The 13,905-nt window shown below is 52.3% G+C and carries 11 protein-coding genes; 7 read left to right on the forward strand and 4 right to left on the reverse strand.

All coding sequences use genetic code 11. The features are described from left to right. The first annotated feature begins 37 nt into the window (after nt 1-37). The 5 genes from ubiU (at nt 38) to J0A65_RS19625 (ending at nt 7,759) form a co-directional block, all read left to right on the forward strand. A complete protein-coding gene (gene ubiU, locus J0A65_RS19605; RefSeq protein WP_206596033.1) occupies nt 38-1,033 on the forward strand; it encodes a ubiquinone anaerobic biosynthesis protein UbiU in 996 nt (331 codons plus the stop codon). A gap of 3 nt (nt 1,034-1,036) precedes the next feature. Beyond that, nucleotides 1,037-1,921 (forward strand): U32 family peptidase, encoded by an 885-nt coding sequence (locus tag J0A65_RS19610; protein ID WP_206596034.1) that lies wholly within the window; start codon nt 1,037-1,039, stop codon nt 1,919-1,921. 116 nt (nt 1,922-2,037) lie between these two features. Next, nucleotides 2,038-4,701 carry a nitrate/nitrite transporter gene (locus J0A65_RS19615; RefSeq protein ID WP_206596035.1) on the forward strand — a complete coding sequence of 888 codons (2,664 nt, stop codon included), beginning with the start codon at nt 2,038-2,040 and terminating at the stop codon, nt 4,699-4,701. A 12-nt stretch (nt 4,702-4,713) separates the two neighbouring features. After that, nucleotides 4,714-5,904: an NnrS family protein gene (locus J0A65_RS19620; RefSeq protein ID WP_206596036.1), complete on the forward strand. Its 1,191-nt coding sequence runs from the start codon at nt 4,714-4,716 to the stop codon at nt 5,902-5,904. 73 nt (nt 5,905-5,977) lie between these two features. After that, the gene (locus tag J0A65_RS19625; protein WP_232850060.1) at nt 5,978-7,759 is read left to right on the forward strand and encodes a thiamine pyrophosphate-binding protein; all 1,782 of its coding nucleotides are present in this window, start codon (nt 5,978-5,980) and stop codon (nt 7,757-7,759) included. Here the strand turns inward: J0A65_RS19625 and J0A65_RS19630 are convergent. Continuing rightward, on the reverse strand, nt 7,749-8,507 hold the full coding sequence (locus tag J0A65_RS19630) for a HesA/MoeB/ThiF family protein (protein ID WP_206596037.1): 759 nt from the start codon (nt 8,505-8,507) through the stop codon (nt 7,749-7,751). The genes J0A65_RS19625 and J0A65_RS19630 overlap by 11 nt on opposite strands. A 120-nt stretch (nt 8,508-8,627) precedes the next feature. Between J0A65_RS19630 and J0A65_RS19635 the strand changes: the two genes are divergently transcribed. Together J0A65_RS19635 and ytfE are read left to right on the forward strand one after the other, a co-directional pair. After that, nucleotides 8,628-9,146 carry an NTP transferase domain-containing protein gene (locus J0A65_RS19635; protein ID WP_206596038.1) on the forward strand — a complete coding sequence of 173 codons (519 nt, stop codon included), beginning with the start codon at nt 8,628-8,630 and terminating at the stop codon, nt 9,144-9,146. Nucleotides 9,147-9,301: 155 nt separating this feature from the next. Beyond that, entirely contained in the window at nt 9,302-9,985 is a 684-nt protein-coding gene (gene ytfE, locus J0A65_RS19640; protein ID WP_206596039.1) for an iron-sulfur cluster repair protein YtfE, read from the forward strand. Between the two features lie 142 nt (nt 9,986-10,127). Here ytfE and J0A65_RS19645 read toward each other — a convergent pair whose 3' ends face one another. Genes J0A65_RS19645 through J0A65_RS19655 form a run of 3 tightly spaced genes read right to left on the reverse strand, consistent with a single transcriptional unit; the run spans nt 10,128 to nt 13,814 of the window. Continuing rightward, complete coding sequence (locus J0A65_RS19645) at nt 10,128-11,264, reverse strand: methyl-accepting chemotaxis protein (protein WP_206596040.1); 1,137 nt, start codon at nt 11,262-11,264, stop codon at nt 10,128-10,130. Beyond that, complete coding sequence (locus J0A65_RS19650) at nt 11,265-11,483, reverse strand: hypothetical protein (protein ID WP_206596041.1); 219 nt, start codon at nt 11,481-11,483, stop codon at nt 11,265-11,267. Nucleotides 11,484-11,540: 57 nt separating this feature from the next. Then, a complete protein-coding gene (locus tag J0A65_RS19655; RefSeq protein WP_206596042.1) occupies nt 11,541-13,814 on the reverse strand; it encodes a nitric-oxide reductase large subunit in 2,274 nt (757 codons plus the stop codon). Nucleotides 13,815-13,905 lie beyond the last annotated feature (91 nt).

Here is a 13,905-nt window from a genome sequence, read left to right on the forward strand (position 1 = left end):
TACAAAGGCTGCAAGCGCTGGCTATTTTGGAGTAGTTATGGAATTGCTTTGTCCCGCCGGCAGCATGCCGGCCCTGAAACGTGCCGTCGAGCAAGGGGCGGATGCGGTATATCTGGGTTTAAAGGATGATACCAACGCCAGGCATTTTGCCGGGTTGAATTTCACTGACGATAAGGTCGGCCAGGCCGCCGATTTTTTGCATCAACATCAGCGTAAGTTGCATATAGCTATCAACACCTTTGCCCATCCGGATGGCTGGGAAAGATGGCGTTATGCTGTAGATATGGCAGTGAAAAATGGCGCAGATGTACTGATCGTCGCCGATCTTGCAGTGTTATCTTACATCAGCCAACACTACCCTGATGTGGAGCTGCACTTATCTGTGCAAGCGTCAGCCACCAACACGGCGGCCATTACTTTCTATCAGCAACAATTTAATGTGCGCCGGGTGGTATTGCCAAGGGTGCTGTCTATTCATCAGGTTAAACAGTTGGCGCGTCAATGCTCGGTTGAACTGGAGGTGTTTGCCTTTGGCAGCTTGTGCATTATGGCCGAGGGGCGCTGTTATCTGTCGTCCTATATGACGGGAGAATCGCCTAACACCGCCGGGGCCTGCTCGCCCGCGGCTCATGTGCGTTGGCAGGAAACTTCGCAAGGGTTGGAGTCGCGCCTAAACGGGGTGCTGATTGACCGCTACGGCAAGCAGGAAAAAGCCGGTTACCCGACGCTATGCAAAGGACGTTTTGACGTGGATGGCCAGACCTATCATGCCCTGGAAGAGCCCACTAGTCTTAACACACTCGACTTGCTGCCCGAGCTGGTTAATTGCGGGATCAAGGCGGTCAAAATTGAAGGCCGTCAGCGCAGCCCGGCTTATGTGCAGCAGGTAACGTCTGTATGGCGACAAGCCATTGACTGCTGTTTGCTTGACCCGCAGCAATATCAGGTGGCCGCAGCCTGGCAGCAGCAATTGCAGGGACTGTCCGAAGGCAGTCAGACGTCACTCGGCGCTTATCACAGAAAATGGCAGTAAATTATGCAATACGCACTGGGACCTATTCTTTATTTCTGGCCTAAGGCCGATGTGGAGGCCTTTTATCAAGCGGCGCTTAGCAGCAGCGCCGATATTCTCTATGTGGGCGAAACCGTTTGCTCCAAACGTCGGGAGCTGCGCACCCGCGACTGGCTGGCATTGGCAAAAACCTTGGCCGCTAGCGGTAAACAAGTGGTGCTGTCTACCATGGCGCTGCTGGAAGCCCCCTCAGAGGTAACGACCCTGAAAAGCTATTGTGACAATGGCGAGATTCTTATTGAAGCCAATGACATGGGGGCTATTCAATTCCTTCGTGAAAACAACAAACCTTTTGTGGCAGGTCCTGCCATCAACTGTTACAACCATTATGGACTGAAAACCTTGCTGGATATGGGCATGCAGCGCTGGGTGATGCCGGTTGAGCTGTCCCGGGATTGGTTGGTGAATATGCTGAATAAGACAGAAGAGCTTGGCGTAAGACAGCGCTTTGAGGTGGAGGTTTTTGCTTATGGCTATTTGCCTTTGGCTTATTCAGCGCGCTGTTTTACTGCCCGCTCAGAAAACCGCCCCAAAGATGACTGTCAGCTTTGTTGTATCCATTATCCAAACGGTCGTCTGACTCGCAGTCAGGAAGGTCAGGCACTATTCACCTTAAACGGTATTCAGACCCAATCCGGGCAGTGCTACAACCTGATAAATGACTTATGCAGCATGCAAGGACTGGTGGATATTGTGCGCTTAAGTCCGCTGGGATTGGAAACCCTGGACTGGCTTGAACAATTCAGGGGCAACGAACAAGGTCAACACCCTCAACAAGTAGCCAAAAGCTGCAATGGCTACTGGCACGCCATAGCCGGTATGCACAGAACGTCCAGCAGCGCCTCCTGACCTAACCGGGCTACTCCTTGCGGGGTAGGGGGTGGCCTGCTTGCTGCCCCTTTGTCTGTATAGTGCCGCACGCTTCCTATCTCTATGATCAAGAAGAGATAACCGGGAGTAATAACATGATTGAGGCAGGTACGGTTTCCCCTAAAGACCAACGTCACGCCCTGTGGCTGACCACGTTGGCCTTTACCCTTTGTTTTGCGGTCTGGACGCTGTTTTCTATTCTTGGCATTAAGATCAAGGATGAACTTGGCCTGACCGATACCGAACTGGGATTGCTGATGGCAACCCCCATTTTGACGGGCTCCATCAGTCGCTTGTTTCTGGGGCTGTTGACCGACAGATTCGGCGGTCGCTGGGTGTTTGGGCTGCTCATGCTCACCACCGCGGTAGCGGTATTTATGCTCAGTCTGGCGGACAGCTATGTGCTGCTATTACTGGGAGCACTCGGCATCGGATTAGCCGGCGGCGGTTTTATTGTCGGTGTGGCCTACCTATCCAACTGGTATGAGGAAGGTAAACAGGGCACGGCGCTGGGTATTTTCGGGGCGGGCAATGTGGGGGCGGCGCTGACTAACTTTGCTGCGCCATTTTTGCTGTTGGCGGTAGGCTGGCAAAGTACCGCACAGGTGTATGCTGCGGTGATGGCTGCCATGGGACTTGGCTTTATTCTGTTTGCCAAGGCCGATCCCAGCCACAATCAGCGTCAACAAAGCGCAACCAGTCTGACGGCGCAGTTGATGCCGCTGACCGAACTGCGGGTCTGGCGCTTCTCCTTGTATTACTTTTTTGTATTTGGTGCTTTTGTGGCCCTGGCGTTATGGCTGCCTCACTACCTGATGGAAGTTTACCATCTGGATCTGGCTACGGCTGGTATATTGGCGGCGCTATATACCATTCCCGCCTCATTGTTTCGCATCTTAGGTGGTTGGCTGTCTGACCGCTACGGGGCAAGGAAGGTCATGTACTGGACGCTGATCGCCTCGGTCATTTGTACCTTTTTACTTAGCTATCCACCTACCGAATATCAAGTGCAGGGGATTCGCGGTGAGTTGAGCTTCTCCTTGCATACCAGTCTGCCGATGTTTGTTCTGCTGACTTTTATACTGGGTTTTTTTATGTCCTTGGGTAAGGCCGCCGTGTTTAAACATATCCCGGTTTATTATCCCAAGCACGTCGGGGTAGTTGGTGGTGCCGTCGGCATGGTCGGTGGTTTGGGGGGATTCTTCCTGCCACTGACCTTTGGCATGTTAAACGACGTGGTGGGTATCTGGCAGAGCAGCTTTATGCTGTTGTTCCTGGTTTGCGCGCTGGCCTTGTGGTGGATGCATTTCGCCATTCGTCGCGCTGAACGTCGTGAGTGGCAGGCCGGTGAGGAAGTCACCGACTTGCCTGAAATGACCACAGACAGCTGGCTGCTGGAAGACTGGCGGCCAGAAGACAAAGGCTTCTGGCAGGAAAAAGGGCGCAGTATTGCGACCCGGAATCTATGGATTTCCATTCCTAACCTGTTTCTGGCCTTCGCAGTGTGGTCCATCTGGAGCATTATGGTAGTGAAAATGCCCAAGCTGGGCTTTACCTACAGCCCTAATCAACTGTTCTGGCTGGCGGCTTTACCCGCGCTATCGGGTGCCACCTTGCGTATTTTCTATGGCTTTATGGTGCCTATATTCGGCGGCCGGCGCTGGACCGCTATTTCCACAGCCTCACTTATTCTGCCTTGTTTGTGGATGGGGATCGCCTTACAAGATACCGATACCCCTTACCTGGTTATGTTGATCCTGGCGCTGCTGTGCGGTTTGGGTGGGGGAAACTTCTCATCCAGTATGGCCAATATCAGCTTTTTCTATCCCAAGGCGGAAAAGGGTGCCGCACTGGGGTTGAATGCCGGACTCGGCAACCTTGGGGTGTCAGCCATGCAGCTAATCGGGCCGTTGGCGATTTCTGCCAGTTTGTTTGGTGAGATGGGCGGCGAGCCGCTGGTATTGCTCGACAGTACCGGTGCCAGCCATTCGCTGTGGCTGCAGAATGCGGCCTTTATCTGGATCCCCTTTATCCTGTTTGGCGCTATCGCGGCCTGGTTTGGCATGAATGATATTGCTGATGCCAAGGCATCCTTCAAAGAACAAGCGGTGGTGTTTAAACGCAACGATACCTGGATCATGTGCTGGTTATATCTGGGCACCTTTGGCAGTTTTATCGGCTTTGCGGCCGGTTTTCCCCTGCTGTGTGGCTTGTTGTTCCCGGATGTAGACCCGGTTAAGTACGCCTTTATCGGCCCTTTGGCTGGTGCACTAGCCAGGCCATTTGGCGGCATCATCTCCGACCGCTTGGGCGGTGCTAAAGTGACATTGTGGACCTTTGCCATCATGGCGTTAGGGGTGATGGCGGTGCTGCATTTCTTACCTGATGCGCAGCAAAGTGGCAGTTTTGTGGGCTTCTTTGCCTCTTTCATTGTGCTGTTTATTGCCAGCGGTATAGGTAATGGCTCGACCTTCAGGATGGTTCCACTGATTTTTCTGACGTTGCGAAGCCGCGCCCTGGGCGCCAGCGGCGCAAAACGGGCAGAAGTGGAAGGCAACCGTGAGAGTGCGGCGGTATTGGGCTTTATCTCGGCCATTGCGGCCTACGGTGGCTTTTTTATCCCCAAGGCGTACGGTTCATCTATCGCGGCCACAGGTTCGGTGGCCATGGCCTTATACGGGTTTGTGGTGTTTTATATCAGCTGCGTGCTGATTACCTGGTGGTACTACGCCAGGAAGCAGGCTCCCATCCCTTGTTAATGGAGTTTTGATATGACGGTTTCTGCCCCACAAGAATTACCTGCACCTCTATTCAGACTAGGGTTCAGGCCGATGTTTCTGGTAGCAGCGCTGTTTGCCATAGTGGCAATCGGTGCCTGGGGAGGGACCTTCGCCGGATGGTGGGGGCTGACCCCTTATGGCGGCAGTTATTTCTGGCATGCCCATGAAATGCTGTTTGGCTTTGTCGCGGCCGTGGTAACCGGCTTTTTGCTCACCGCGGTACAAAACTGGACAGGGGTACCGGGCCTTAAGGGCAAGCCATTAGCCCTGCTGGTACTGGTCTGGGCGGTGGGCAGAGTATTGATGTGGTGGGGACCCGGCTGGCCACATTGGCTGGTGGCCTCGCTGGATCTGTTGTTTTTGCCCATGGTAGCCGGGTTTATGGCCTATCCACTGATTAAGGTCAGCCAATGGCGTAATCTGTTCTTTGTTCCTGTGCTGGCGCTGATGACCTTGGCTAACTTCCTTACTCACCTGAGTGTCATAAATGGCGAGGCGCATTGGTTTAAACAGGGCAGTTACTTAATGTTGATGCTGGTTACGCTGCTAATGGCAGTGATAGGTGGTCGGGTCATTCCCATGTTTACCGCCAATGGCACAGGGACAACCAAAGTCGTGCCCATTGCCTGGCTTGAGAAAGCCGCTTTACTCTGTATCTGGTTGTTGGTGCTGAATGTGCTGTTTGGCAACCTGCTGCCAGCCAATGTGCTGGGCTTACTTTGCCTGCTTGCTGGCAGTTTGCATTTGTTCCGCTGGTGGCGCTGGCGGGTACGGCTGACCTTGACAGTGCCCCTGTTGTGGTCACTGCATATCGCTTATTTATTTATTCCTCTTGGTCTGTTTGCACTGGCCGGGCACTACCTGGGTGATTGGCTGCCCCTAAGCACTGCAGCACATCTGCTCACTGTTGGCGGCATGGGCGGAATGATTATGGCCATGATGGCCAGGGTGTCGCTTGGCCATTCCGGCCGACCGCTGCAACCTCGTCCCATTATGAGTCTGGCATTTGCGTTGATCTTTTTGGCCGCCCTAGTGAGGGTCCTGGGCAGCTGGCTGTTGCACCAGCAGATCCTGACCGTATTCGTGCTGGCCAGTATTTTGTGGTGTTTGGGCTTTGCCATTTTTACCTTTGTTTATTGGCCGGTGCTGACAAGACCGCGTGTCGATGGCAAGCCTGGTTAAAGATTTTCTGTCTGGTAGGTAGGAAAATTGGGGCGAGCTGACCTGAGATCTTAACCTCTCTTTGGGTGTAACTATGTATTGTTACGAGCAAAATTTAGGTAAAGCCTACGCTGCGCGTTTACCAACTCTTGGGCAATGTATGGCCGGGGTTTTAGGCTTTTTTGGTGTACAGCGCATCTATGGTGTAGGCGGCGATTTTGCCGCCAACCTGATTAGTGCTTTTGAAACCAGTCTGGAGCTATGCCCTTCCAGCAATGAAATGCATGCCGCTTTCAGTGCCTGTGCCCAGGCGGAGTTGGATGGTCTGGGCGTCTGCTTGACGACCTATACCGTGGGCAGCTTACCTTGTCTGTCAGCGGCGGCGCTGGCCATGGCAGAAAACCTACCTGTGGTATTTATTTCTGGTGCGCCGGGGGAGAGCGAAATCGGTGATGTGGCAATTCATCATACAGTACATGGCCGCAGTGCCTGGCAAACCAGACTGGATGCCGCCTTGCAGGCCTTTGCCGGGCTGGGAATGCGTGCAGAGCGCTTGCAGGGGCAACGAAACAGCGGCCAGCCGAATATGGCCGGCGAGCATTTTTTACAGTTAGTGAATCACGCCTGGCAGCATCGCCAGCCGGTGTTTGTTGAGGTGCCACGCGATCAGGTGTTTGCCCTGACTCAGGCCTTATCGCTGCCCGCGCATCCTGGGTTATTACGACCAGTCGAACAAGTGCTGTCAGGTGCAGGCCTTATTGCTGAGGAAATTGCCCGGCGTTTACGTGACTGTAAATACCCTGTGCTTTTTATTGGTGATGCGGTCAAGCATAACCCACGACTCAGGGCGCAGTTACTGGCGTTTTGTGAGCGCTTGTCTATCCCTTTTGCCACCAGTTGGTTTGCTAAAGGCTTGTTTGACGAGTTTCATCCCCTTTGTCTGGGTGCTTACAACGGGGTATTTTCTGATAATCCCAGCCGTGTCTATATAGAGCAACAGGCAGACTATGTGCTGGATGTTGGCAGCAACATCTTCAGTCAGGACACCAACACCGCGTTTTCCACCGGCAGCCATTTTATCCACGCCATGCACAACAAGACGGTATTAAAAGGTACATCGGTTGGTGAAGGAGACTTGATTGAATTATTTGATTGTCTGGCAGCCTGTCCCTTGCCGTCTTTTGACTTAACTCTGCCAGACTGGGCTGCGCTGACAGTGGAGCCACAAGCGAAGCTGGACTTTCACAATCTGGCCCAGACCCTTAATTACCTGCAGACTCGGGATCCTCACCCTTTTCTCTATCTTCCTGAGGTAGGCAACAGCTATTTTGCCAGCTATGGATTGCGTAACCGGCTTGGTATTGTCGGCCGGGGTTGGCTGACCAATCCCTGGTATGGTGCGATGGGCACCTGTCTACCTTATGCCCGTGAGGCTGCTCGTTGTATCAAAGACAAGCAAGGTGATGAACGGGTGGTTGTTATAGTGGGAGACGGTGGGCTGCATTTTCAACTCAATGAGTTGATTGAGCTGCAAAAAGATAAGGCAGCGGTCATTATCATTTATATGCGCAACAACCTGTTCCATCTGGGCAAAAGCAGTGATGCGCCAATATATTATTGTAATGATCCGGCCTTTGATGTTGATAAGCTGATTTCGGCTTATGGCGGCAGGGTTAGCCATTGTCATGATGTTGGTCAGTTTTGTCAGGCTTTTGCTGAGGCGGTAACAAACAATCAGGGAATGACCGTGATTTCGGTTCAGGCCAGTATAGAAAGTCAGTATCAGTGTCGAGAGATAACCCTGCTAAATCTATATATCCGCAGTCAGAATGGCGACGAGCAGGCCAGGGAAGCTTGGTTGGCGGCTACGGGGTAGCTTGACCACAAGTCGGGCAATCAGGTCTGGCGGCGAGACGAAACTGCTGCCATTGGGCGGTTTTGGCATCAAACAGATTCAGCACCCCGGCCTGGATTTTCACTCCCGCTAGATATTTTACCGCTTCCAGAGCCTGCATGGCGCCAATGATGCCGACTACCGGTGAGAGAATGCCGGACTCCACACAGCTGAGCCTCTGTTCACCGAACCTGTGGGAAAGGCAGTGATAACAAGGGAAATTCGCACCGGGAAGGTAGCAAAATACTTGTCCTTCCATGCGGATGGCGGCACCGGATATCAGGGCAGTGCTATGCTTTACACATAGCTGATTTATGAGGTTGCGACTGTCCAGATTGTCGGTGCAATCCAGCACCACATCATGCCGGATAACCAGTTCTGCCAGTTCTTCTGGCGTAGCTCGACGGTCTAACGGCACAATCCTGGTTTCTGCGTTACAGGCTTGCAAACGTGCTGCTGCGGCATGGACTTTGTTTTTGCCAATATCACTTTGTGCGAAAAGTACCTGACGCTGCAGATTACTCAGCTCCACTTTGTCATCGTCGCATAAGGTCAGCGTGCCAACGCCTGATGCTGCCAGGTATTGCGCCGCCGCATTGCCTAAACCGCCAACGCCGATAATCAGTGCACTGCCTGCCAGCAGCTTTTCCTGGCCTTCCAGATCAAAACCGGGTAACAAAATTTGCCGGTTATAGCGCAGTGCTTGCTGGCGGGTGAGACTGTCATGCATTGAAATACTCCGTAGGTTTTGTTCTTTTTAACCTTGCCCGTCAGCGCTGGCAATACCAACTTGGCTTTGGATACTACCTATTTGGAAGTATGGCGTCCGGCATAACTAACTGGTGAACTGATGACCAAAAGCTCGGAGGTAGGCATGAATACGGTAGGGATGGTTGTTACCCACCAATGCAGCGATGTCTGGCTGGCGTCTAAAGCATTTGATAAGGCACTGTGCAGAGTTAAAAGCATACTGAACCAATGTGGTATCAAAGATATCAAGATCAGTCGCAACTGCTTTACGGCCGGCCATTTGCCGGATATTTACCCTCAGCAAGGGGTGTTATCGGCATTGCACGCGGCACTTTTTTATCAAACACACTCCCATGTGCTTTGTGTTCCGCCGGATATGCCCGGCCTGTCGGTTGAACTCATCCGCTGGCTGTTGGTATCTGGTCGGATTGCCAAGCGCAGCTGCCATTACCGTGATTATTCATTACCTATGTACTTGCACAATGACAAGGCGCTTCGCGAACGCCTGGAATATCGGCTAAGTGAGGGGCTGCCGGTAAATACCGACAATATTGAGATCCTGAAATGCCGCAGTTTGGTAGCCCCAGACCCCAGCCGATTGGTACGAATTTTTGATTAGTGGTGTTTTTTACCTTGGTGGTGATTTTTACCCTGTTGAAGTTAGGGTGAAAACTACCGTGTTTTTAAAATATTCATTTAAAACATTGAGTTATGTTTGGCCTGGGGTTTGCTTTACTGGTTACGTAGATCAGTACACAGCCAACAGGAGACATTATGGAAATGCTGTACCAATCTCTGGGAAATCTTGCGACGCAAATTGCTGGGGCAACCCGGGTTTTTCATCACTATAAACTGGATTTTTGTTGTGGAGGGCATCGCACTTTGGCGGAAGCCCTGCATAAAAAAGGTTTGGATGCACAGCCTATTGTTGAGGAGCTGACCCGTCTGTCAGAAAAAAGCGAGACGGGGCAGAATTGGGCATCGGCCAGTAATCAGGCGTTAATCGCCCATATTCTGGAACGATTCCACGCTAAGCACAGAATACAGCTGCCTGAACTTATACGTTTGGCCAGACGGGTTGAACAGGTACATGCTGAATCGCCGGATTGCCCGAACGGCTTGGCGGAGCATCTGGAAAAAATGCAGTTGGAGCTGGAAAACCACATGATGAAAGAAGAGCAAATTCTCTTCCCTATGTTGTCCAGCGGTATGCGGCCAACTGGCCCTATCACTGTGATGCAGGAGGAGCATCTTGAGCATGGGGAAGCCTTAGAGCAAATGCTGGTGCTGGCCCATGATCTGGAATTACCGCCCGGTGCCTGCAATACCTGGACGGCCCTATATCTGGGATTGCGTGAACTCAAAGAAGATTTAATGGATCACATTCACCTGGAAAATAACATTCTGTTTGTTGATCGCAGCAGCGGTGAAGGAAGCTGTTGCGGTAGTTGTCACTAAACGCGGCTTTCCAGCCATCGGGTGGGCGTAGTGGTTTGGTTGCCCACCCGATTTTTTCTATCTTCGTATCTTATCTGTGGTCACTTTTTTTTGTGTTAGCCCGGGGGCTGATATGCATGTCGGATAGATGCGGGGCGGCTTGTCAGGCCACCCGGGTCGATAGGACATGATTGCTCTGTCCGTGAATCAGCGCTTCGGTCAGGCACTTAATCAGACTGGCCACTTCCACAGCCGCTTGGTTCATACTGAGCAAACAGGTTTTTGCGGTTTTGAACTGTTTCTCGTTTGCTGCCTGCAAAGCCAGGCGGGCAAATTCATGTACCTGTTCATGCGGTTGCTCCAGTTGCCGGAATTGCCGAATGGATTCGAAGTGGGTGCGAAACATGGGGTTGTAATACCAGCGACCAATGCCGCACTCTTCTTTGCCAATCGCCTGCGTCAGGTCAATGGGCAACAGGCCGAGCACCATACGTTGTACGGTGACGACCAACTGCAATTCCTCTATGTTGCCCAGCTCAATCTCTGCCAATAGGGCACTTTTAACCAGGCTGGCCTGAATATGCCGCATATCCTGCAGTTGCTCACTGATATTTCCGATATGCTGCTCCACGTGCCCAAGCTGATGTTGGGTCAGAGCGATATCCTGCTGGCTTTGTTTGTGGGTTTGCTCCACTTTGCGCTCTATTTCCTCTGCCTTGTCACCTATATGGCCGGTAAGCTGCCCGGCTTTTTGTGCCAGTGTCCTCACTTCGTTGGCCACTACGCTAAAACCCCGCCCGTGTTCCTGAGCACGAGCCGCTTCAATGTTGGCATTGAGAGACAGCAGATTGGTGGTTCGAGCCACGTCGTTGACTTGCTCGCTAATTGCCTGAATTTGCCCGGTGTGTTGTTTCAAGTCGACGATATCTGCTGCCATTTGCCGGGTTCGGCCGAGAATGTCGCCAAGATTGCCCAGCACCTGACTGAGTGCATGCTGAACATGCACAGAGCGTTTGTTCAGAGATTCCATATTGTCTCTTTCGTCGGCCAGGAATGTCTGCAGTAACTGAAAGCTTTGCCGGTAGCCATCCAGCGAATCAGCAAAGCCGGTTAATATGGCCTGCTGTTCATGGCGTAGGCTGTCCTTTTGTTTGAGACGCTGGTTTTCCTGTTGACACAGATATAGCTGCTGTTGCATATCGCACTTGGCCTGTTGTTCTGTGCGCAGTGTTTCTGATGCTTGCAACCATTGCTGTTTGTAGTGCTGACCGAAATATTGTTGTAGGAAGTGAAGCAGCATTTAAACCTCCAGTTTTTGTGCATGGCGTCCAATACATCTGAGCACATAGGCGATTTTTAGCAGGGTGGCTGCAAAAATCAGACTGATATGGGCACTCACCTGCACAGTGATGCTGAAGTGATCGGCGGCCAGGTAACCTACCCAGATTGTCAGCAGTATAATGCTCACAGATAAAACCAGCAGGCCTTCAGCCATTCGGGTCAGTTGCGGAAATTTCATGTATACCTCCAGAAACTGTTTGGGCAATAGGGCAGGACGTGTGCCTGCCCCAAGGGGTTAATCTTGTTCCGCGGTGGCGGGCTGCGTCAGGGCCGAATTGTGTCCCCATGCCAATAAGCCTTTAACCACCTGCCAGGACAAGGCGAGGGCGCCGATGATAAAAATTACATCGCCTAAGGTTCTGACCCAGCGCAGTGTTTCCAGCAACGGAGTCTGCATAAAGGCTTCACTGCGGGCATACCAGAATCCCTGTGACACACTGGCATAAAATTGCAGTACGCCAATGGGTAGCAAACTGGTGAAGAGCATCAATACCAGACCGCCGTTTAACCACCAGAAGCCGATTTTCATCAGTCTCTCGCTAAAGACTAAACCTGGCCGGATATAACGCAGCACCAGCAGGGCAAAGCCCAGAGCCAGAAAGCCGTAAACACCAAACAGGGCGGCATGGGCATGGGTGGCGGTGGTGTTTAAACCTTGCACATAGTAAAGAGAGATGGGCGGGTTAATCATAAAACCGAATACCCCGGCCCCCAGCATGTTCCAGAACGACACGGCCACAAAACACAGTAGCGGCCATTTTATTTGTTGCATCCAAGGGGCTCGCTGTTTCAATCGCCAGTTCTCAAAGGCTTCATAACCCAGTACCACCAGAGGCACCACTTCCAATGCGCTGAAGGTGGCACCGACTGCCATCACCGGGGTGGTGGTACCGGAAAAATACAGATGGTGGAAGGTGCCAGGGACACCACCAAGCATAAACAGGGAAGCTGAAGCCAGGCTGGCCGTGGTGGCCATTTTGCGCGATACCAGCCCCAGGCTGCAGAAGATAAAGGCCAATGCGGTAGTGGCGAATACTTCAAAGAAACCTTCTACCCACAGGTGGACTATCCACCAACGCCAGTATTCCATGATGGAAAGGTGGGTGCGTTCGCCATAGAAAAAGCCAGCACCGTAGAACAAGCCGATAGCCACGACCGACGCGGTAAGCAAGGCTAGCAAGTTTCGATCACCTGGGTGGCGCAGGGCTGGCACGATACCGCGCAGCATCAGGCATAACCAGAATACAATGCCGGTGAACTTACCGATTTGCCATAGCCTGCCCAGATCAACAAATTCATAACCCTGATGACCGAGCCAGAAATTCCACTCAGATGGCATAATCTGCGCAATGGCTAAATAATTCCCGATAAAGGACCCTGCCACTACCACTACGAGCGCCCAGAACAGAATGTCTACACCGAGTTTCTGAAATTTAGGATCCTTGCCACCGTTGATTATCGGTGCCAGGAACAAGCCGGCGGTGAGAAAACCGGTGGCAATCCAGAATAACGCCGATTGAATATGCCAGGTTCTGACCAGGGAGTAGGGAAAATACTGAGATACATCCAGACCATAGAATTGCTGGCCTTCCACTGTGTAGTGCGCGGTAAAGCCACCCAGAAACACCTGAAAGGTGAAAAGGGCGACAACCAGAAAAACATATTTCCCCAGGGCTTTTTGCGACGGAGTTAGCGTTACCAGGCTTAGCGGGTCCCGCGCCGGTGCATGAGGCTCGGCCTCTTCCCGTCGCAAAAATGCCCAGGCCCAGACCAATCCGCCGACACCGGCAATTAGTAGCACCACTGACACCACCGACCACAATATGTTCTCACCTGTGGGTTGGTTGCCAATTAACGGTTCATGGGGCCAGTTGTTAGTATAGGTTGCATCTGAATCAGGACGTTCAGTGGCGGCCGCCCAAGCTGTCCAGAAGAAGAAATTTGCCATGCGTTCACGTTTGCTGGCATCTGGCAGGGTATTTTCCTTCATGGCAAAGCTTTCACGACTGCTTTGCAACTCTGGATGGTCACTGAACAGTTTGTCGTAGTAGCTGGCGACCAATGCCATGGCTTGGGAGCGACGCTCGCTTACCACCAGAATATTCCCTGCGTCCGGGCCATTGCTACGATATTCCTGCTTGAGTCGGAAGGTCAGTAAAGCTTGCTGCTCCGGGCTAAGCGCACTGTAGTCGAGACCATAGATTGCATCGGCAGCTAACGTCAGCCAGGCCGTCAGTTCCCGGTGTAACCAATCTGCGCTCCAGTCTGGCGCTTGATAGGCACCATGGCCCCAGATCGATCCCAGTTGCATGCCACCAATGGACTGCCAGGCGGTCTGGCCATCAAGAATATCTGAGGCGGTCATCAGTACCTCGCCGGTTGGCGAGATCACTTGTTCTGGGATAGGCGGCGCCTGTCGATAAACTTCCCGGCCAAAATAGCCGAGTAGGGCAAAGGTGATGGCGAGAATACCAATCAGTAAAAACCACAAGCGACGATAATTAGCCATGGTTTTTCCCCTTTGGATAACGATGAAGTGGATAAAGCAAAACCCTGAGAGCACAGTGAATTTGCATGGAATAACTCCTTCCTGTTGTTTG

This window comes from Bowmanella yangjiangensis, assembly GCF_017255015.1.
Lineage (GTDB): Bacteria > Pseudomonadota > Gammaproteobacteria > Enterobacterales > Alteromonadaceae > Bowmanella > Bowmanella yangjiangensis.

Coding starts and splice junctions, on each gene's coding strand:
- ubiU (WP_206596033.1), top strand. CDS start 38: ATGGAATTGCTTTGTCCCGCCGGCAGCATGCCGGCCCTGAAACGTGCC.
- J0A65_RS19610 (WP_206596034.1), top strand. CDS start 1,037: ATGCAATACGCACTGGGACCTATTCTTTATTTCTGGCCTAAGGCCGAT.
- J0A65_RS19615 (WP_206596035.1), top strand. CDS start 2,038: ATGATTGAGGCAGGTACGGTTTCCCCTAAAGACCAACGTCACGCCCTG.
- J0A65_RS19620 (WP_206596036.1), top strand. CDS start 4,714: ATGACGGTTTCTGCCCCACAAGAATTACCTGCACCTCTATTCAGACTA.
- J0A65_RS19625 (WP_232850060.1), top strand. CDS start 5,978: ATGTATTGTTACGAGCAAAATTTAGGTAAAGCCTACGCTGCGCGTTTA.
- J0A65_RS19630 (WP_206596037.1), bottom strand. CDS start 8,507: ATGCATGACAGTCTCACCCGCCAGCAAGCACTGCGCTATAACCGGCAA.
- J0A65_RS19635 (WP_206596038.1), top strand. CDS start 8,628: ATGACCAAAAGCTCGGAGGTAGGCATGAATACGGTAGGGATGGTTGTT.
- ytfE (WP_206596039.1), top strand. CDS start 9,302: ATGGAAATGCTGTACCAATCTCTGGGAAATCTTGCGACGCAAATTGCT.
- J0A65_RS19645 (WP_206596040.1), bottom strand. CDS start 11,264: ATGCTGCTTCACTTCCTACAACAATATTTCGGTCAGCACTACAAACAG.
- J0A65_RS19650 (WP_206596041.1), bottom strand. CDS start 11,483: ATGAAATTTCCGCAACTGACCCGAATGGCTGAAGGCCTGCTGGTTTTA.
- J0A65_RS19655 (WP_206596042.1), bottom strand. CDS start 13,814: ATGGCTAATTATCGTCGCTTGTGGTTTTTACTGATTGGTATTCTCGCC.